Source organism: Subsaximicrobium wynnwilliamsii, assembly GCF_007997225.1.
Taxonomy (GTDB): domain Bacteria; phylum Bacteroidota; class Bacteroidia; order Flavobacteriales; family Flavobacteriaceae; genus Psychroserpens; species Psychroserpens wynnwilliamsii.
In genome coordinates, this window is record NZ_VORM01000025.1 from 20,452 (window position 1) to 40,045 (window position 19,594).

Annotated in this window: 16 protein-coding genes; 8 read left to right on the top strand and 8 right to left on the bottom strand. The window is 40.3% G+C overall.

Translation table 11 applies throughout. From position 1 onward, the window contains the following. Positions 1 to 156 precede the first annotated feature (156 nt). Positions 157 to 3,600 carry a methylmalonyl-CoA mutase family protein gene (locus ESY88_RS16840; RefSeq protein ID WP_147087760.1) on the bottom strand — a complete coding sequence of 1,148 codons (3,444 nt, stop codon included), beginning with the start codon at positions 3,598 to 3,600 and terminating at the stop codon, positions 157 to 159. 159 nt (positions 3,601 to 3,759) lie between these two features. Here ESY88_RS16840 and ESY88_RS16845 point away from each other — a divergent pair, with 159 nt between their 5' ends. The 4 genes from ESY88_RS16845 to ESY88_RS16860 all read left to right on the top strand — a co-directional run bounded on the left by ESY88_RS16845 (position 3,760) and on the right by ESY88_RS16860 (position 6,378). Beyond that, positions 3,760 to 4,467 carry a DUF4197 domain-containing protein gene (locus ESY88_RS16845; protein ID WP_147087762.1) on the top strand — a complete coding sequence of 236 codons (708 nt, stop codon included), beginning with the start codon at positions 3,760 to 3,762 and terminating at the stop codon, positions 4,465 to 4,467. 4 nt (positions 4,468 to 4,471) lie between these two features. Continuing rightward, entirely contained in the window at positions 4,472 to 5,446 is a 975-nt protein-coding gene (locus ESY88_RS16850) for a carbohydrate kinase family protein (protein ID WP_147087763.1), read from the top strand. 426 nt (positions 5,447 to 5,872) lie between these two features. Beyond that, the gene (locus ESY88_RS16855) at positions 5,873 to 6,073 is read left to right on the top strand and encodes a Lacal_2735 family protein (protein ID WP_147087764.1); all 201 of its coding nucleotides are present in this window, start codon (positions 5,873 to 5,875) and stop codon (positions 6,071 to 6,073) included. 77 nt (positions 6,074 to 6,150) lie between these two features. Beyond that, on the top strand, positions 6,151 to 6,378 hold the full coding sequence (locus tag ESY88_RS16860) for a Lacal_2735 family protein (protein WP_147087766.1): 228 nt from the start codon (positions 6,151 to 6,153) through the stop codon (positions 6,376 to 6,378). Here ESY88_RS16860 and ESY88_RS16865 read toward each other — a convergent pair. The 7 genes from ESY88_RS16865 to ESY88_RS16895 form a co-directional block, all read right to left on the bottom strand. Beyond that, positions 6,347 to 7,135, bottom strand: coding sequence for an ABC transporter substrate-binding protein (locus tag ESY88_RS16865; RefSeq protein WP_147087768.1), 789 nt, complete (start codon positions 7,133 to 7,135; stop codon positions 6,347 to 6,349). The two genes, ESY88_RS16860 and ESY88_RS16865, sit on opposite strands and share 32 nt — an antisense overlap. A gap of 190 nt (positions 7,136 to 7,325) precedes the next feature. After that, positions 7,326 to 8,138, bottom strand: coding sequence for an orotidine-5'-phosphate decarboxylase (gene pyrF / locus ESY88_RS16870; protein WP_147087769.1), 813 nt, complete (start codon positions 8,136 to 8,138; stop codon positions 7,326 to 7,328). 143 nt (positions 8,139 to 8,281) lie between these two features. Continuing rightward, positions 8,282 to 9,358 carry a peptide chain release factor 1 gene (gene prfA / locus ESY88_RS16875; RefSeq protein WP_147087771.1) on the bottom strand — a complete coding sequence of 359 codons (1,077 nt, stop codon included), beginning with the start codon at positions 9,356 to 9,358 and terminating at the stop codon, positions 8,282 to 8,284. 1,013 nt (positions 9,359 to 10,371) lie between these two features. Further along, complete coding sequence (locus ESY88_RS16880) at positions 10,372 to 11,313, bottom strand: DUF3078 domain-containing protein (RefSeq protein WP_147087773.1); 942 nt, start codon at positions 11,311 to 11,313, stop codon at positions 10,372 to 10,374. Between the two features lie 28 nt (positions 11,314 to 11,341). Beyond that, positions 11,342 to 12,520 (bottom strand): AIR synthase related protein, encoded by a 1,179-nt coding sequence (locus ESY88_RS16885; protein ID WP_147087775.1) that lies wholly within the window; start codon positions 12,518 to 12,520, stop codon positions 11,342 to 11,344. A 412-nt stretch (positions 12,521 to 12,932) separates the two neighbouring features. Further along, positions 12,933 to 15,119 carry a glutamine synthetase III family protein gene (locus tag ESY88_RS16890; protein ID WP_147087776.1) on the bottom strand — a complete coding sequence of 729 codons (2,187 nt, stop codon included), beginning with the start codon at positions 15,117 to 15,119 and terminating at the stop codon, positions 12,933 to 12,935. A gap of 339 nt (positions 15,120 to 15,458) precedes the next feature. Continuing rightward, the gene (locus tag ESY88_RS16895) at positions 15,459 to 16,400 is read right to left on the bottom strand and encodes a calcium/sodium antiporter (protein WP_147087777.1); all 942 of its coding nucleotides are present in this window, start codon (positions 16,398 to 16,400) and stop codon (positions 15,459 to 15,461) included. A 291-nt stretch (positions 16,401 to 16,691) separates the two neighbouring features. Here ESY88_RS16895 and ESY88_RS21160 point away from each other — a divergent pair, with 291 nt between their 5' ends. The 4 genes from ESY88_RS21160 (at position 16,692) to ESY88_RS16910 (ending at position 19,403) form a co-directional block, all read left to right on the top strand. After that, positions 16,692 to 16,850 carry a hypothetical protein gene (locus tag ESY88_RS21160; protein ID WP_189702637.1) on the top strand — a complete coding sequence of 53 codons (159 nt, stop codon included), beginning with the start codon at positions 16,692 to 16,694 and terminating at the stop codon, positions 16,848 to 16,850. A 125-nt stretch (positions 16,851 to 16,975) separates the two neighbouring features. Further along, positions 16,976 to 17,368, top strand: a complete 393-nt coding sequence (locus ESY88_RS16900) for a BlaI/MecI/CopY family transcriptional regulator (protein ID WP_147087778.1) — start codon at positions 16,976 to 16,978, stop codon at positions 17,366 to 17,368. 4 nt (positions 17,369 to 17,372) lie between these two features. Beyond that, positions 17,373 to 17,627, top strand: a complete 255-nt coding sequence (locus ESY88_RS16905; protein ID WP_147087779.1) for a hypothetical protein — start codon at positions 17,373 to 17,375, stop codon at positions 17,625 to 17,627. 6 nt (positions 17,628 to 17,633) lie between these two features. Further along, a complete protein-coding gene (locus ESY88_RS16910) occupies positions 17,634 to 19,403 on the top strand; it encodes a M56 family metallopeptidase (protein ID WP_147087780.1) in 1,770 nt (589 codons plus the stop codon). Positions 19,404 to 19,594 lie beyond the last annotated feature (191 nt).

Below are 19,594 nucleotides of genomic sequence, written 5' to 3' on the forward strand. Positions count from 1 at the left end.
GCCCCGCAATCCGGTACGGACAAGTCGCGACTTGTCCGAGAAAAAAATCATGATTGATTACCCCATCATTATCGGACAGCTCTCGAGCTGTCCCTACGCATTACATATTTCGCCTATATTGACCACCACGGACAGCTCGCGAGCTGTCCCTATGCATTACATATTTCGCCTATATTGACCACCAACCTCAAACAAGGCATTCGTGATTTGGCCTAGGGAACACACTTTGGTGGCTTCCATCAACACTTCAAAAATATTCTCATTATGAATCGCCGCTTGCTGCACTTTATCTAAGGTCGCTTCAATTTGATCCTCAAAAGCTTTGTGTAGATTCTCCAAGGTTTGGATCTGCATTTGCTTCTCTTCTTCCGTAGCACGAATGACTTCCGCAGGAACCACCGTTGGCGAGCCTTTTGAACTCAAGAACGTATTCACACCAATTATAGGGAACTCCCCATTATGCTTTAGTGTTTCGTAATACAAACTTTCCTCTTGGATTTTGGAGCGTTGGTACATGGTTTCCATAGCACCAAGAACGCCACCACGTTCGGTAATGCGATCAAATTCAAGCAAAACTGCTTCTTCCACAAGATCTGTAAGTTCTTCGATGATGAACGAACCTTGGATGGGATTTTCATTTTTTGCCAAGCCCAATTCCTTATTGATAATCAACTGAATCGCCATGGCACGTCTTACCGATTCTTCAGTAGGGGTTGTAATTGCCTCATCGTAAGCGTTTGTGTGCAATGAGTTGCAGTTGTCATAAATCGCATACAGCGCTTGAAGCGTGGTACGGATATCATTAAAATCGATTTCCTGGGCATGCAAACTTCTTCCAGAAGTCTGAATATGGTATTTCAACATCTGCGCTCTAGAATTGGCACCATATTTATTTTTCAAGGCTTTAGACCAGATTTTACGGGCTACACGACCAATCACTGCATATTCAGGATCAATTCCGTTAGAGAAAAAGAAGGAGAGGTTAGGCCCAAAGTCATTGATGTCCATGCCTCGCGATAAGTAATATTCCACGTAAGTGAAACCATTTGACAAGGTAAAGGCCAACTGCGAAATCGGGTTAGCTCCAGCTTCCGCGATATGGTAACCAGAAATAGAGACCGAATAAAAATTACGCACCTTATTCTCAATAAAATATTCCTGAACATCACCCATAAGACGCAGCGCAAATTCCGTAGAGAAAATACACGTGTTTTGCGCTTGATCTTCCTTTAAAATATCGGCTTGAACCGTACCTCTTACCTGAGCAATGGTTTTCATCTTGATGTCTTCATAGACCGCTTGAGGCAACACCAAATCGCCAGTAATGCCGAGCAGCATTAACCCGAGACCGTCATTACCTTCAGGCAATTCGCCATTGTATTTAGGTCTATCGACCCCTTTGGTTTTATAAATTTTTGTAATTTTGGCATCGATTTCCTTTTCAAGACCATTTTCCTTGATATAAATCTCGCACTGTTGATCGATGGCAGCATTCATGAAAAAGCCCAACAACATTGGGGCAGGCCCATTGATAGTCATACTTACCGAGGTCATGGCACTGGCAAGATCAAAACCGGAATATAATTTCTTGGCATCGTCTAAACAACAAATCGAAACACCTGCATTACCAATCTTACCGTAAATATCTGGTCTAAGGCCTGGATCGTTTCCGTAGAGGGTAACACTATCGAAAGCAGTAGATAAGCGTTTCGCAGGCAGTCCCATGCTCACATAATGAAAACGTCGGTTGGTTCGTTCTGGGCCACCTTCGCCAGCAAACATACGCGCAGGATCCTCACCGGTACGCTTAAATGGGTATAATCCTGAAGTGTAAGGAAATTCTCCAGGCACATTTTCCTGAAGACACCATTTTAAGATATCGCCCCAAGCTTGATATTTTGGCAAGGCCACTTTTGGGATTTTTGAATGCGACAAGGATTCGGTTTGCGTATCGATCTTTATTTCACGGTCACGGACCTTAAACGTATAGACCGGATTTTTATACCTATTTACTTTCTCATCCCAGCTTGTGATAATCTCCCAGTTATAGGGGTCGAGATTGAGTTTGACACGGTCAAATTCTGAAACCAATAATTTTACCAGTGGTTTGCTGTCTTCGGAAGTAGCCGCGAGCGAATCACTATCAATCCCAGCTTTATCCATTGTTGGGGTTTGACCTGAAACGGAAGCCAGCGTTTTGAAGATTCCGTAGAGCGTTTGTGCTACTTCTTGTTGCTCACTCGCGGTTTTGTCATAAGCGCGATTATTTTCAGCAATTTCAGATAGGTAGCGGGTTCTCGCCGGTGGAATCACAAAAATCTTCTCGCTCATTTCTTCAGAGACATGGAAAGTCGATTTTAAATCGGTATTGGTTTTTTCGACCAATTTATCCATTACCGCTCGGTATAATTTGTTCATCCCAGGATCATTGAATTGGGAAGCAATCGTTCCAAAAATGGGCAAATCATCTTGTGGCGTGTCCCACAACTGGTGGTTGCGCATGTACTGTTTTTTCACATCACGCAAGGCATCTAAAGACCCGCGTTTATCAAATTTGTTGATGGATACCAAATCGGCAAAATCCAACATATCAATCTTTTCAAGCTGAGTGGCAGCACCAAATTCTGGTGTCATCACATATAAGGCCACATCACTGTGCTCAACGATTTCGGTATCACTTTGACCTATTCCAGATGTTTCAAGGATAATTAAATCATATTCCGCAGCTTTCAAGACCTCTACAGCTTCATTCACATATTTTGAAAGTGCTAAATTAGACTGTCTAGTCGCCAAACTGCGCATATAGACCCGAGGGGAATTAATGGCATTCATACGAATGCGATCGCCTAATAGAGCGCCGCCAGTTTTTCGTTTTGAAGGATCAACAGATACGATACCGATGGTTTTTTCAGGAAAATCAATGAGGAAGCGTCTTACCAACTCATCCACAAGTGAGGATTTCCCAGAGCCTCCAGTCCCTGTGATCCCAAGAACTACGGTTTCATCTTTAGTTTTCGGAAGTTTCTCAATGGAAGAAAAATGTGTCTTAAATTTATCATGCTGACTTTCAGCAAAAGAAATCAAACGCGCAATGGTAGGCACGTCTTTATCCTTCACAGAAGTTCTAACATCCTTATTCTTCGGAAGGCTTAGCGCCGGACTCTCAAAATCAGATTGCTCCACGAGATCGTTGATCATGCCTTGCAACCCCATTTCACGACCATCGTCTGGAGCGTAGATGCGGTCGATGCCATAATCCATGAGTTCCTTAATTTCTGAAGGTAAGATGACGCCGCCACCACCACCAAAAATCTTGATGTGACCTGCTCCTTTTTCCTTGAGCAAATCGTGCATGTACCTAAAGTACTCGTTGTGGCCACCTTGATAAGAGGTTATGCAAATTGCATTCACATCTTCTTGAATGGCAGTATTTACAACCTCTTCCACGCTACGGTCATGCCCCAAATGGATGACTTCAACACCAGTGCTTTGGATGATGCGACGCATGATATTTATGGAGGCATCGTGCCCATCAAAAAGAGCGGCCGCGGTTACGATTCTTACATTGTGTTTTGGAGTATAGGGTGTAGCTTGCTTCATTCGGAATTTTACTTTGATTTTAAGTCTGCAATTTACGGAATTTTGAAAATAACCACCTGCCGATTAAGAATAGTTTAATCATTATTGCTCGAATTTTAAGCGCTTAAACAAATGCAAATCTGAGCATAAATTCTATATTTGTAAGAAACCCACACTTTTATGTATAAAAAATTTATCCTACTCGTTTGCATTTTCAATCTCACTGCTTGTGCTGAATTACAAAGCGTTGTTGACCAATTACCGCAAGGTGGTGGCGTGCTAAGCAATGCCGATATCGCCGCAGGGCTTAGACAGGCACTGGATCAAGGCATTGAGCAACAAGTCACAAAACTTACCAAACCCGACGGATTTTACAAAAATGATCTGGTTAAGATCCTTTTGCCTGAAGAACTGCAGAAGGTCGATAAAGGCTTGCGCGACATTGGCCTGGGCAGCTTGGCAGATGAAGGTCTCAAAGTACTCAATAGAGCAGCAGAGGATGCCGTTGGCGAGGCCACACCCATTTTTGTGAATGCGGTAAAGCAGATTAGCTTCAATGATGCCAAGACTATTTTGCTGGGGCAGGATGATGCCGCAACCCAATATTTGACTGCAAAAACACAGACCGAGCTTTACAATAAATTTCAGCCCGTAATCAACAATTCATTCACAAAAGTGGGTGCCGACCAAATTTGGTCCAATCTCATCACGAAATACAACGCCATCCCCTTCACCAGTGACGTAAATCCAGATTTGACCGATTATGTCACAGGCGAGGCACTAAAGGGTGTCTATAAAATGATTGCGGTGGAAGAAAAGGATATACGAACAAAACTTTCCTCACGAGGTACCGACCTATTAAGGAGAGTTTTCGCATTGCAGGATTAAGATTATGAATAAAGGATACAAGATAGCAGTTGTTGGTCCCATTCCGCAGGATACCATTATCACGCATAAAAATGAGGTCATTACTAAATACGGTTGTGTATCCCACCCAACCATTGCCTTGGCGAAATTATTGGAAGGCAAGGGCGAAGTGATTCCTATCTCTAATATCCACAAAAAAGACCATGATGCCATCAATGTTTTGTTTGAACCTTATCCAGCTATTAATAAGAGCGGCATAAATTCAGAAAAAGACCAAGGCACCATAATAGAACTCAATTTTATAGATCAAAACAACCGACTTGAAAAGCAGCTTGCAAACATGCATCCCATAACTGCGGAAAGCGTTGCTCCTTTTTTAGATGCCGATTGCTTTGTTTTTGTGCCCATTACCGATTTTGAGATCGAGTTGGATGCTTTGAAGCATATCAAGAACAATAGCGCCGCCAAAATTATTTTTGATGCGCATGGCACGACGACCTACGTCGATAATGAGCAAAAACGCCTTAGAAAATATTGGAAAGACCGCGAAGATTGGTTGCCATACATTGACGTTCTTAAAATGAATTTAGAAGAATCGCTCTGCTGCTGGTTTGAAAAAGATTACAGTGATGTGCATTTTCACGATGAAGACCGCAGAGAGCATCTGGATGATTTTGCAGCCAATGTATTAAACCAAGGTGTTACAGTTCTCTATGTGACTTTAGACTCCAAAGGCTGTGCTATTTATTCAAAAAAAGAGGGAACGATACAAAAGGACTTCGTGGCATCGGTACCAGTGAAGGATGTCATTGATACCACAGGTTGTGGCGACTCGTTTGCAGGTGGTTTAGCCTTTGGGCTTACGGTTTATAATGACCCAATCAAAGCTGCACATTATGCGAATACACTTGGTTCTAGACGCACGCAAGGCAAAGGTTTTGATGTGTTCAAATCACTAGAAGAGACTGAAGCCATAATAAAAGCGCACTATCATAAATGAATTGAACCAAAGTGGATACAAGAAATGACAAATCTTAATTCTCTAATGTCAAATTTCAAATTCCAAAAATCAAAAGCCATCTATCTACAAAGGCTTATTAATACATAAAGTACTTAAAGGGATAAAGTTAATACAAGGCTAATGTTAGCTTAACATAGATTAGACTAAATACTATGATCTTTGCAGTGTTAGTTTAATGAATATCCATTCATGCTTTGATTGAATTAGTATGTTAGTCTTAAAATCGGTCTTTTATAAGATCGATTTTTTTTTTGTTTAACAGTTCAGTATGCACAGAAGTGGCTCTATTGATTTTTTTATTAACGGAATCCAATAAACATGTAAAAATTCTGACGATTTTGTTTTATTTCCTGTTGCTGTTTTACAATATTTTAGATATATTGAAAATTCAAACCTCACGATGCAATGGACCCTTTTGAACATATTCAAAAACATCAGCAAAAGCTTATGTTCCGTTACAAGCAATTGATGGAACAAGCATACAACTTCAGACAGACTGATTCTGCATTAAGTGATATTTCAGAATTTAAGGCCATAAAATTATTATCCAAACTACAAAAGCTAAATTACCTCAACCGCGAACCTAAGAAAATTTCCCCCAGATAAAATTGACATAATATTAACTTATAGCCAAAAGCTAAAGCAGTTTTTCGGTCGTATATAAGATTTAAAGATAAGTTATTATGAATACACATTTTTGTAAAGTAGGAAACGTAAGACCTAATTTGAGCAAGCGATTTTCGCTTAAGGATCTCGAGGAAAAATACATAAAATTCACTGAAGATGCTTACAATGCCATGCACAACGATGCTAACTTGAGTGACACCTTATATCATGAGGCTTCCAAGCTTAGAGATCAAATACTCAATTTGAAGGGTACTAATCCAAATGATTTTGATGCAGCTTTCTAAAGTAGTCAAAGGCCTTCAATAATCGGGAACCATACCAAGAAAAGTACTCGCCATCAACCAATACAATTTTCGTTTTGGGAAAAATGGCTTCCAAATCTTGCTGGTGATCTTCTTTAAAAGGATAAGGTTCACTCGATAATAGTATGACATCTGGATGGCGCTCCCCAATTTCAGCCAATTCAATTTCTGGATAGCGCTCAAAATCCTTAAAACTATTCTCAAAATTATTGAGGCTTAACATCTCATCAATGAACGTCTGTTTTGCAACAACCATCCATGGTTTTTTCCAAATCAAATAAGCGACTTTATATCTTGGCCGCTCTTTGAGAAATTTCGAGAATTGTTGTTTTTCCTTTTGGATACCTTCAATTAAATGCTGCGCCTTTTGCGCTGCGGAAAACATTTCCCCATACATTTTAATGAGTTCCAACGCGTCCTCAAAAGTATGGACATCACTAATGTGAACTGGAGCTATGCTTTTTAACTCCTTGACCATTTCTTCGGTATTCTCCTCTTTATTACACAGAATAACATCTGGTTTTAAGCCTCTTATCTCATCTAAATGCACCTGCTTTGTGCCCCCAACAATGACCTTGGTATTGCGCAATTCCTCTGGGTGCACACAAAACTTTGTAATCCCGACGAGAGAGGACTCCAAACCCAAATCAACCAAAAGTTCGGTTTGCGAAGGCACCAAAGACACGATTCTTTTTGGTGTCGATGCTAATTTGAATAGGTTGCCCAATTGGTCTTTCATGAGTGTTGCTTTTTTAACTACTATATTGGCCGCTTAAGATTGCGTACTGAAGATTTGCTAACTCTTAAAAAACCGACGCCTACCAAAGTTAATCAAAATTTATCCTAGGCCTTAGGAGTCCTGATAAACAAACTATGCTTAGAAAAAGTCTTTAGCGGGATTGAGCTCTTGCCACAATTATCAATTGAGATTAGCTCAAAATAGCTGCCATCTCCTGCTGCAATGCTTCCGCCTTAGTTGCAGCTGCTTGAGCAAAATCAACACCTTCTGAAGCATATATGATGCCTCTTGATGAATTGACCAACAAGCCAATTTGCGCATTCAATCCATATTTGCAAACGTCTTGCAGATTTCCGCCTTGAGCTCCTACACCCGGCACCAGTAAAAAAGCATCTGGAATGATCTTTCTGATATCCTTGAAGTATTCCGCCTTTGTAGCTCCAACCACATACATGAGATTTTTAGCGTTTTTCCATGCTTTTGAAGTTTCTAAAACCTGATTGTAAAGCGATTTGCCATCTACCAGCTTCGTTTGAAAATCAAAAGCGCCTTCATTGGAAGTGAGTGCCAATAAAATGGTGTGCTTATTTTCAAAAGCCAAAAATGGTTCTACAGAGTCTCTTCCCATATAAGGTGCCACCGTGACGCTATCAAAACCTAAATCCTCAAAAAACGCCTTAGCATAACGCGTGCTGGTATTGCCAATATCGCCTCGTTTGGCATCGGCTATTGTAAAGATTTCAGGATGTTTTTCGTTGAGATAATTGACGGTTTTCTCGAGCGCTCTCCAGCCTTTGAGTCCGTAAGCTTCATAAAAAGCGGTGTTGGGCTTATAGGCAACGCAAAGATTGTGCGTGGCATCGATTATGGCTTTGTTGAAAGCAAAGATAGGATCTTCATCATTTAATAAATGTTTTGGGATTTTCTCCAAATCCACATCCAATCCAATACAAAGAAAGGATTTCTTTTTTTTTATTTGCGCTATGAGTTCTTGTGTTGTCATTCCTTCCTTTAATTCCTCTCTTAATCACTCCAAGGGAGGGAAACTGTTATGGGCCTACTCTAATAATCTTGGGCTTTTGCGCTGTATTATTCCCAACAGTTTCTTTCCCTTTGGGAAAGTTTAAGATTGGGCTTATTTTTGGTTTAAATATGGTCATCACTAGCTTTCAACAACTCGGTGTTTTCAGCCAACTGCAATTCATCAATGATTTTTTGGATGTCGCCGTTGATAATGTTGGAAAGATCATACAGGGTCAAGCCTATTCTATGATCTGTTACCCGACTTTGGGGATAATTATAGGTTCTAATTTTAGCGCTTCGATCACCAGAACTTACCATACTACCGCGTCTGGCAGAATCTTCGGCCTGCTTTTTGGCCAACTCCATATCGTATAAGCGCGAACGCAACACTTTAAAAGCCTTCTCTTTATTTTTATGCTGTGATTTTTGATCTTGACATTGGGCCACCAAACCAGTAGGTTCGTGGGTTAATCGCACGGCAGAATAGGTGGTATTTACCGATTGACCTCCAGGACCAGAAGAACAGAAAAAATCGATGCGCACATCTTTGGGATCGATTTCAATATCAAATTCTTCAGCTTCAGGAAAAACCATGCAAGTTGCTGCACTAGTATGCACACGCCCTTGGGTTTCTGTTTGTGGCACACGTTGCACGCGGTGCACACCAGCCTCGAATTTTAGAGTGCCATACACGTCATCACCAGAAACTTCAAATTGAATTTCCTTGAAACCACCATTGGTGCCTTCACTATAATCAACGGTATCCACTTTCCAACCTTTGCTTTCACAATACTTGCTGTACATTCTGTAAAGATCGCCTGCAAATATACTGGCTTCATCACCGCCTGTTCCTGCACGTAGCTCAACAACCGCATTTTTAGAATCTTCGGGATCTTTTGGAATCAACATAAAGCGAATCTCTTCTTCCAGTTTCGGGATGCCTTCCTTGGCTTCGTCATATTGCATCCTCGCCATTTCGACCATTTCGGGATCACTTCCGTCGGAAATAATCGCTTCCGCTTCCTTGAGATTATCTGTCAACTCAATGTAAGCTTCACGCTTGTCCATAAGCTTTCGCAAATCCTTGTATTCTTTGTTAAGGGATACATAGCGCTTTTGATTGGTCATGATATCGGGTTGGATGATAAGATCACTCACCTCGTCAAAACGCTGTTTTATTATCTGTAATTTATCTAACATTTATTTTTGAAATTGTAGTTCAAAAATACGATAATTTATGGATTTGTTGGCAGCAGGAAATATTTCCATTGGTAAAATAAAAAGGGATTGCCTGTCGTTAAGGGCTACATGAGATATCAATTGCGCTCAATTTTGAATTATTATAAACCGATTGCCCTGTGGTCTTTCATGGCGACTCTTATTCTAATTGTCATCCAACCAAATTTGATCCTGGCTTTGCTTTGCAAGCTCTGTTTACTTTTAGCATTTTGGTTTGTGATGAGCGACATAAATATGCGACAACGCCTTCATTTCTATCGAATCAGCGGCATTTCGAATGTGAGATTTTTTGGGATACTGTATCTTTTTGATGCGTTTTTAACGAGTCTATTTTTTATAGTGGTTCGTGGCTTCATCTAAAAAACGATTGATTGATGCGGAAGGAAATGCTGTTTTTTTAAGTTTTATAGGCTCTAGTTCAACCAAGCGTTGATTTTTTGAATTTAATTTAAAATCCAGATATTTTGAGCGGTCTCAATTCTAGAAGATTCAATTATTCCCTTAAGGGTCAGGGCAAAATTAATTGAATTTTCGGCGTCATGTTCTTGCCCCTCCTGATGGATATCGGGACTAAAGGGCGACATGATGCCGAAAATTGTGGTGCTCAGTCATAATACCTGTTTTAAACTAGAGCCTTTTTATACAATTTCATAAATTTCGGACTAAGGAAAAAAACGCTTACTTTCGTCCAAATGACGCCACTCAAGCTTATGTTGCTATTCCATAAACCGCTTAACCTTAGTCATTAATAATCACGGAAATCATTTGGATGATCAATCCAGCTATTTTCGATTGTGAACGATCAAGTTATTTTTTACAAGAATGTTGGTCTCATTACCAACCACCTGAAGGAGCAGATCATCGAAACTTCAAATGTCTAGTATCTCTTAGAAAATGGTCATCGTAAATTAATCGATGACCTGAAGCTGCTGAAATTTCCCAATCAAGCAACCACAGTTACGTTTTCTTAAATCTTAAAAACCGACCACAACACCAACTCCCAAAAGCTGTTTCCACTGTACCTTGGCACCATTCTCTATAAATTCATCTTCTACGGCGGTCTCTTCCAAAATCTTGATGTCATTATCATATTTAATGTGTGAGCCCAACGTGGCCTTAACATATTGATTGACTCTAAAATCAAAGACGACCTCCCAATCCACATCAATGTTTCCGAAGTTATTGATATAATCGGAATACAGGCTCAGATTATGCCTTACCCGAATATTCTCAAAGATTTCCTTCTCATAAAAGTTGGTGAATAGCACTCCCATTTCGGTTCTTACGCGCTCGCCTTGCTTTATAATATTGCCCTCAGCATCGATTACGGCCGGTGTCACGCCAAATGATCCTGCGTTAGAAAGGTCTGCATCCAATACAAAGGTGGCTTTGAAGGTCAATGGCGACATGTAAACTGAAAACTTTTCGAGATTTTTGCCGTACTCGGTACCACCTCCTAGAAACAAGTATCCTGGCGCCATTAGTTTTGAGATTTCATTGTCCCGATTTGGGTATTGATAACCGTTTGTGAATTGCGTCTTAAAATTGGCACGCCCAGAAAAATACCAATTGGTAAGCGTATCGTTTCTAAAGCCAAATGTTGATATCAGTTCCAACTCGTCTTCAGTTTTTCTCAATCTTTGGTTTTCCTGCTTGTTGATGCCATACCTGAGCTTTGCCGAGTTGCGCCATTTATAGTAGGTGTCTTGGTATCTAAGCTCTGAAAGCACGTTAAGCAATGCGGAAATGGAATTGCTCCCACCTGCATTCCAGTTTACAAAAGTAACCTCACTGATATCCAAGTTGGCCTGATTGGTCTGTAACCAGGTGTAATCTTTTGGAACTTCAGGGAAATTGTTTTGTGAGTAAAAGTGTTGAAATGTGAGCATCAATAAAATGCATACAGCTCTTTTCATTATAGCGAAAATTTAGGGGAACATGTTCTTAATATTCAAAAACACCAAATTGGCTTTTGATACTCAGTTTTTTTTCTTCGGAAGCTTCCACACGACCAACAATTTGAGCATTGACGTTGAAGCTTTTTGAAATGCCAATGATTTGCTCAGCAACTTCTGGATTCACATAAAGCTCCATACGGTGGCCACAATTGAAAACTTGGTACATTTCCTTCCAACTGGTTTTGGATTGTTCTTGGATGAGTTTAAACAACGGTGGAATCTCGAACATATTATCTTTTATGATGTGAAGTTGCTCCACAAAATGAAGAATCTTGGTTTGTGCACCACCAGAACAGTGGATCATGCCATGGATGTCTTCCGAAGAAAAAACATCCAGGATTTTCTTGATGATTGGCGCATAAGTCCTGGTTGGCGAAAGCACAAGTTTACCAGCATCTATTGGAGCGCCCTCAACCGCATCGGTTAATTTCATGTGGCCAGAATACACGAGCTCCTTTGGTACTGAAGCGTCGTAGCTTTCTGGATATTTTTCAGCTAAATAGTGACCAAAAACATCATGTCTTGCCGATGTGAGTCCGTTGCTGCCCATACCACCATTATATCCTGTCTCATAAGTGGCTTGGCCAAAACTCTCAAGCCCAACAATCACATCGCCAGCTTTTATATTGGCATTATCAATCACATGAGATCGTTTAATACGAGCAGTAACGGTAGAGTCCACGATAATTGTTCGCACCAAATCGCCAACATCGGCAGTCTCACCTCCTGTGGAATGAATGCTTATCCCAAAATTCTTGAGATCTGCAATCAAGGCTTCAGTGCCATTTATAAGTGCTGAAATGACTTCACCGGGAATCAAATTTTTGTTGCGCCCAATGGTTGATGACAATAGAATATCACTGGTAGCACCAACGCAGATCAAATCGTCAATGTTCATGATGAGCGCATCTTGTGCAATGCCTTTCCAAACGGAAAGATCGCCGGTTTCTTTCCAATACATGTATGCCAAGGACGATTTTGTACCGGCACCATCGGCATGCATGATGAGGCAATAATCTTCATCATTGGTTAAATAATCGGGCACAATTTTACAGAATGCCTTAGGGAACAAGCCTTTATCAATGTTTTTTATGGCATTGTGCACATCTTCCTTTGAGGCCGAAACCCCGCGTTGTGCATATCTTTTACTTGTATCTTCACTCATGGCATGAAATTAATCGACAAAAATAAGAATTGTAAATCATTAAAGTGCTTCCGTAAAGAAAAGTTCTTATTGGCATTTATTGTTGTCTGATAAAAGTAATATATGATTCTGGGAAACCCCATTCTATATTCAATCCCTACGGGTCTAGCCTTTGCAGGGATTCTATTGAGTTACCCCTATTAAATGCCTAAGGGCATATTGTCCGCCGCGGCGGACGTTATATGGTGTTTAACCGGACAATACTGATGGGTATTCCTTTATTCAGAAAACACAGCCTTTTGGCCTTGCACTTATTATTTACGAAGTTATTGGCACTATATGTAAAGCCAAATTGAAATTTCCACGAACACAGTCAGCACAAAAAAAAGCCTCACAAGGAGGCTTTTTTGAATTGTCATTAATAATTTCAACTTTAATAGGTAAATAAAAGTTCACGGTATTTGGTCAATGGCCAAAGCTCATCATCTACCAACAACTCCAATTTATCGCAGTTGTAACGAATTTTCTCAAAATAAGGTTTCACCTTATGGCAGTAGGAATCTGCTTTTTCCTCAATATCCTCTATTTTGTTTGCAGTGCGTCTTTCATCGGTCATTTTTGTGACGTTTGAATTGATGGACTCGATATGGCCAGAAATTTCCTCAATTAGGTTCATTTGTTCGCTAGCCAGGTTTTTAAAATCATCTCCATAAATATCTTTCAATCCTTTCACATTCTCGATAAGGATATTTTGGTAGCGCACTGCGGTTGGCACCACATGGTTCCTTGCAATATCCCCCAAGACACGACCTTCAATTTGGATGCGTAAGGCATACTCGTCCATTTCAATTTCATAGCGCGCAATGGTTTCGATCCTATTCATGACCTTTAAATCTTCATATAATTTAACGGTTTTGTCAGATTTCTTGACTTTTAAAGCTTCAGGCGTTGTTTTGTTATTACTAAGACCGCGTTTTTTAGCTTCTTTTTCCCATTCCTCACCGTAACCATTCCCTTCAAACAGAATGTTTCTGGATTTTTTAATGTATTCGCGCAGCACGTTGAAGATGGCATCATCCTTCTTCATATCGTCTTTCTTGATAAGCGCATCCACTTGTTTCTTGAAGTCGATCAACTGCTTGGCCACTATCGCGTTCAAGACCGTCATTGGATTGGCGCAATTGGCTTGGGAGCCTACTGCCCTAAACTCAAATTTGTTACCGGTAAAGGCAAATGGAGAGGTTCGGTTTCTATCGGTATTGTCTAATAAAACATCCGGGATTTTCCCAACCACATTTAATTTAAGATCTGTTTTTTCCTCTGGCGACAACTTGCCATCGGTCACATTTTCCAGTTCATCCAATACTTTAGTGAGTTGCTCACCAATAAATACCGATATGATAGCTGGAGGCGCTTCATTGGCACCCAAACGATGGTCGTTACCAGCAGAAGCTATGGCTGCACGAAGCAATTCCTCATTATCATGAACCGCTTTAATGGTATTGATGAAAAAGGTTAAAAACTGAAGGTTGCTCATTGGTGTTTTCCCAGGGCCCAAAAGGTTTACCCCGGTATTGGTAGTTAAGCTCCAGTTATTGTGCTTACCAGAACCATTTACGCCTGCAAAAGGTTTTTCGTGAAAAAGCACTTTAAGCTTGTGACGCTCGGCAATGCGATCCATTATATCCATCAATAGGGAGTTATGATCTACCGCTAAATTGGCTTCGTCATAAATTGGCGCCAATTCAAATTGGTTGGGCGCGACCTCGTTATGTCTCGTTTTCACGGGTATGCCCAACAACATGCACTCGGTTTCCAAATCCCTCATATAGTCCAAGGCTCTATTTGGAATGGTTCCAAAATAATGATCATCCAATTGCTGTCCCTTCGCTGGGGAATGTCCCAAAAGGGTTCTTCCTGTAAGTACGATATCTGGTCTGGACATTGCCAAACCACTATCTATCAAGAAATATTCTTGTTCCCATCCCAAAGAGGCGTTGACCCGCTTCACGTTTTTATCAAAATATTTACAAACTGCCACTGAAGCACTATCAACAGCCTGCAAAGCACGTAATAATGGCGTTTTGAAATCCAGTGCCTCACCAGTATAGGACACAAAAACGGTTGGAATGCATAAAGTGGTACCAACAATAAATGCCGGAGACGTAGGATCCCAAGCCGTGTAGCCTCTTGCTTCAAACGTATTTCTTATGCCGCCATTTGGGAAACTGGAGGCATCTGGCTCTTGTTGCACCAATTGCCCTCCGCCAAACTTTTCTATGGCCAATCCGCCACCAATGGTTTCGAAAAAGGCATCGTGTTTTTCGGCAGTGGCTCCAGTTAATGGTTGAAACCAGTGCGTATAATGCGTTGCACCCTTAGAAATTGCCCACTCCTTCATCCCTGTAGAAATATGATCTGCAACCACACGGTCTATTTTAGAACCGTTCACATTGGCATCTATCACACTGTCGTACGCTTCTTTTGTTAAATATTGGCGCATGGTGGACTCTTTGAATACATTGGCTCCAAATATTTCGGAACGTCGAACCTTTTCTTCTATGAGAACCGGCTTTAGATTGTAGATCTGTTTTAATGCGTGGAATCTTAATGTTGACATGTTGTGGTTTTGTTTTAATTTATTTATTTCGATAGGGCAAATTTAATAAAATTTAAAAACCCATAGGCAAACACCCTGTATTTTTTAGGGTATGAACTAAAGAAAATATCATATAAGCAGTAACACCCCTCCATTTTTATCAGATTATTAGCACAAAAATAAAGGTTGGAGTTCAGGAAAGCCGCTTTTGAATAAATGCCGTGGGTAGGGCCATAGAATGCTAAGCACACTGTATATCAATAATATACACCGATAGGCTTAGCATTTAATAAATCCTACGGCGCAAATAAGTCTAAGCGCTTGGAGATGAAAACAATCCGGACGAAACTAAATTGATTTTTAGCCCTTAAATGCCAAAAAGAGGAAAGCAGCATAACAGGCCACGAGTAAGATGCCTTTGAGACGGCCGATTTCAAATTTCTTCGGAATTACAATCAATGGAATCAATACTGCTGAAAAGCCCAACATCCAGAGAATATCAGAGTTTAGGATGGACGGATCGGTTACGGGAATCGCTTTTATGATCGAGGTCAAGCCCAACACGGAGCCAATATTGAAAATATTCGAACCTATGAGATTCCCCAAAGACAAGGCCTTTTCCTTTTTTACCGCTGCAATAACAGAAGCTGCCAACTCGGGCACACTGGTGCCAATGGCGATAACCGTTGCTGCGATCACTGCATCGCTAACCCCTAATGAAATGGCCAGTTCCTTAGCACCGTCAACCAACCAGACCGAACCAAAATACAAGGCTGCGGCACCAATCAAGAGCCAAGTTGCAATTTTAAAACTGGACACCACCGCTAGGCTGTCATCCACTTCATCTGTTTCAACGTCTTTTCTTGCGACTTTAATCAAAAAGATCATGAATGCAATCAATCCCAAAAACAAAATACCGCCTTCTATTCGGCTAAGCTCATTATCATTGTAAAGAAAATAATACAGCGCAATTGAGAACAACATCATTGCTGGCCAATTGATTTTATAGAAGGATTTATCAACACCAATGGCACTTACGATCGCGGTAATGCCAAGAACCAAACCAATATTGGCAATGTTCGAGCCAATCACATTATTTAATGCTATGGCAGGAGAACCGGTTAATGCAGCATTAAGACTCACTAAAAGCTCTGGCGCAGAAGTCGCAAAACTCACAACGGTCATCCCAATGACCATTTTGGAAATGTTCATCTTAAATGACAGCGCCACAGAAGCCCTTACCAAAAACTCACCGCCAATGACCAAAAGAATTAAGCCTAAAACCAATAAAAGGATACTCATAAAATAAGTTTTTGCGAAGATACATTTTTTGGAGTTTCAAGCGTAATCCGATTTATGAAAAATGAGGGGCGGGCACTCGCTGTTGGACAACAAAAAACCAACTAACACTAACTCAGGCTGGCGTTTTACTGCTTACTATTCCATCTTACAACCAAAACCAAACCAAATCATTTAAGACAGTGTTGACAGCGAGCCACCAAGAACCACTTGACATTTGAGCGATACTCAGTAACACTTCTCACATATAAAGACTGCAGAACCATCAACCATCAACCATCAACTATGAGGTTGATGCCAGTTTTTTTTCATCCAACACAACCAACTAAACCAAAAACCCAACCCATCACACACCCACCACCTACGACCTACAACCTAGCACCACACACCTACCTACCACCTACAACCTACAACCCACAACCCCACTCCCAATCCCTAAACCCTAATCCCTAATCCCTAATTTAAAACTAAAAAAATAGTCAAACAACTAAAAAAGCAGTTGTATAACTGAAAAAATAGTTGTAGCTTTGTGAAGCTGTAATAGTTTTCATTGCAACAGAAATACAACTCTCAATAAAATGCAAAAACTCACCAATAAAGAAGAAGAAATCATGCACATTCTATGGAAGCTCGAAAACGCTTTTGTCAAGGATGTGCTTGCGGAAATCGAGGAAGACAAACCGCATTACAACACGCTTTCAACTATTATTAGAAATTTGGAGGAGAAAGGATTTGTAAGCTACAACGCCTTTGGCAAAACCCACCAATACTATCCTATTGTGAGCAAGGAAGCCTATAGAGCGCGCTTCATGAGCACTGCCATTGAGCATTATTTCAATAGTTCCTACAAAAACCTGGTGTCCTTTTTTGCCAAAGAAGAAAAGATTAGTGTTGATGAGCTCAAGGAGATCATCGCACTCATTGAAACTAAGAATACAGCAGCAAACACTTCCGAAGACAAAAAACTATAGCAGCATGGATTATCTATTAAAAGCATCGGCAGTACTCATTATATTCTATGTCTGTTATTATTTATTCTTAAGGAGAGAAACCTTTTTCCAGACCAATCGCTGGTTTTTATTGGCAGGATTGGTGGTTAGCATTTGCATTCCGTTTTTGGTCATCCCTATGTATATTGAATACGTTCCTCTAGACCTTACGGGTTTCGCAAACACGACCAGCACAAGGGGCACTACTCCAATAACTCAAGAACCGTTTGACTATGCGTAACTTTTAATGTGGCTCTATATCTCTGGAATTGTGTTTTTCTTCGGAAAGCTTTGCGTTGAACTGTTCTCGCTTCGGAACCTTTTAAACGCTACCCAATTAAAATCGAATGCAGGCTTTAAGCTTTTGGAAACTTCTGAAGCCATCACGCCCTTCTCCTTTTTTAATCGCATTGTCTATAATCCCGAACAATTTGATAGTGAGGAATTAAAACACATCATCAATCACGAAAAGGTGCACGTATCGCAGTGGCATTCCTTAGATCTTTTGATTGCTCAAATTTGCTGCGTTCTTTTTTGGTTCAATCCGTTTATTTGGGGCTATAAACGAGCGATACAACAAAATCTGGAATTCATTGCAGATGATGTGGCGCAGGGCACTTCCGAAGAAAACAAGGCTTACCAGACCGTGCTTTTAAAAACCTGTCTGCAAACGAACCCCTTTCAGCTCACCAATAATTTTTATACCTCATTAATCAAAACACGAATCCTTATGCTACACAAATCAAAATCAAAGCGCTTACACAAGTTAAAACTCTTGGTCATTTTACCTTTATTAGCAGGTTTCGTGATGAGTTTCAATACGGAAGCCATCTATGTGGAGACCTCAAATCCATTGGAAAATCCAAAGACGCGCTCAAGCCTCTTGCAAGACCGTTTGACTGTAACATTCACTCAAGATGCAGAAGAGTCTTATTTTGCACAAGCAAAAGCGTCTCTCGCTAAAAAGGGCATCACTTTTACCTATAAGGACATCAACCGGAATGGCAGCAATGAGATCACAGCAATCCATGTTACTTTTAAATCGAAAACCCAAACTACCGAATATAAGGTCAATGGCAATGAGCCTATCCAACCCTTCATTTTTGAGAGCGGCGCAGATACGTTCAAGGCAAGAACTTTGGTCAAGGGGCAAGACATCATGTATGACATACTCACAGATCAATATAACAAGCCCATTACTAGTGATAGCAGCGCTGTTACGAAAGCAGCAAACAACACTAATTTCATCGTAAAAGAAATTGCTAAGACCCCAACTGATACCACTGAAGCAAAAAAGAATGAGAAAAACACTATTGCTCGTCCTTGGGTGTTGGGAAATACTTTTAAGATAAAAACAGTTGCAACCTCAGCATTGAACGACTCGATTGTTTATAATTTTAGTGAGGGCGTTTCTGTCACTGACAATGACAAAGTCATTTCAGATATTATATCTACTAAAACCTATAAGCCGCAACCACTTTTTATTATAGACGACAAAATTGTGTCTCTTACGGAATTCAAACGTATTGAACCCAATGATATAGAAATCATGAGTATTTTAAAAGATAAAGCAACAAGTATTTATGGAGACAAAGCTAAATATGGAGTTATCATAATTGAAACCAAAGAAAGTCATAAATCAAAAATGCTTGCTGGAAACCACAGGCTCAATGTAGCTGAAAAAAATGCAAACCAAAGGAGTGTTAGCTTGGCCAAAGTAGAGTACATCGAACACGAAGACCAACTTAAGACTATAGAATTTATAGTTACCAAAACATCCTCAGACCCATTTCTAGAAAAACAGAAGAACGATTTGAAAACATATGGTATCGAAGCAAAATTTTCTAAAATCAAAAGAAATGATGCAGGTGAGATAACAAGCTTGAAAATCGCACTAAACGATAATAAAGGCAGGAAATCAAGTTCGAGCTGGAACGAAAAAGATCAGGCAATACCTGATATTGTCATGGGAAAATCCAAAGATGACAAAATGTTTATTAGAGCAATTGGACAATAAGCCACTTTTATTCTAGACCAAAATCAATAAACCCTTCAAGACTTAAAATCCTGAATGGTTATCAATCGTAATGGCACCCTCCAACCGATTAACCATTTTTCCATAGTTTGCTTTTTTTTCCGAAGGAAAGTGCAACAAACCCATCCTTCAACTATTGTGAAAGGTGAAAGAAACTGAAAACCTATTGCTTA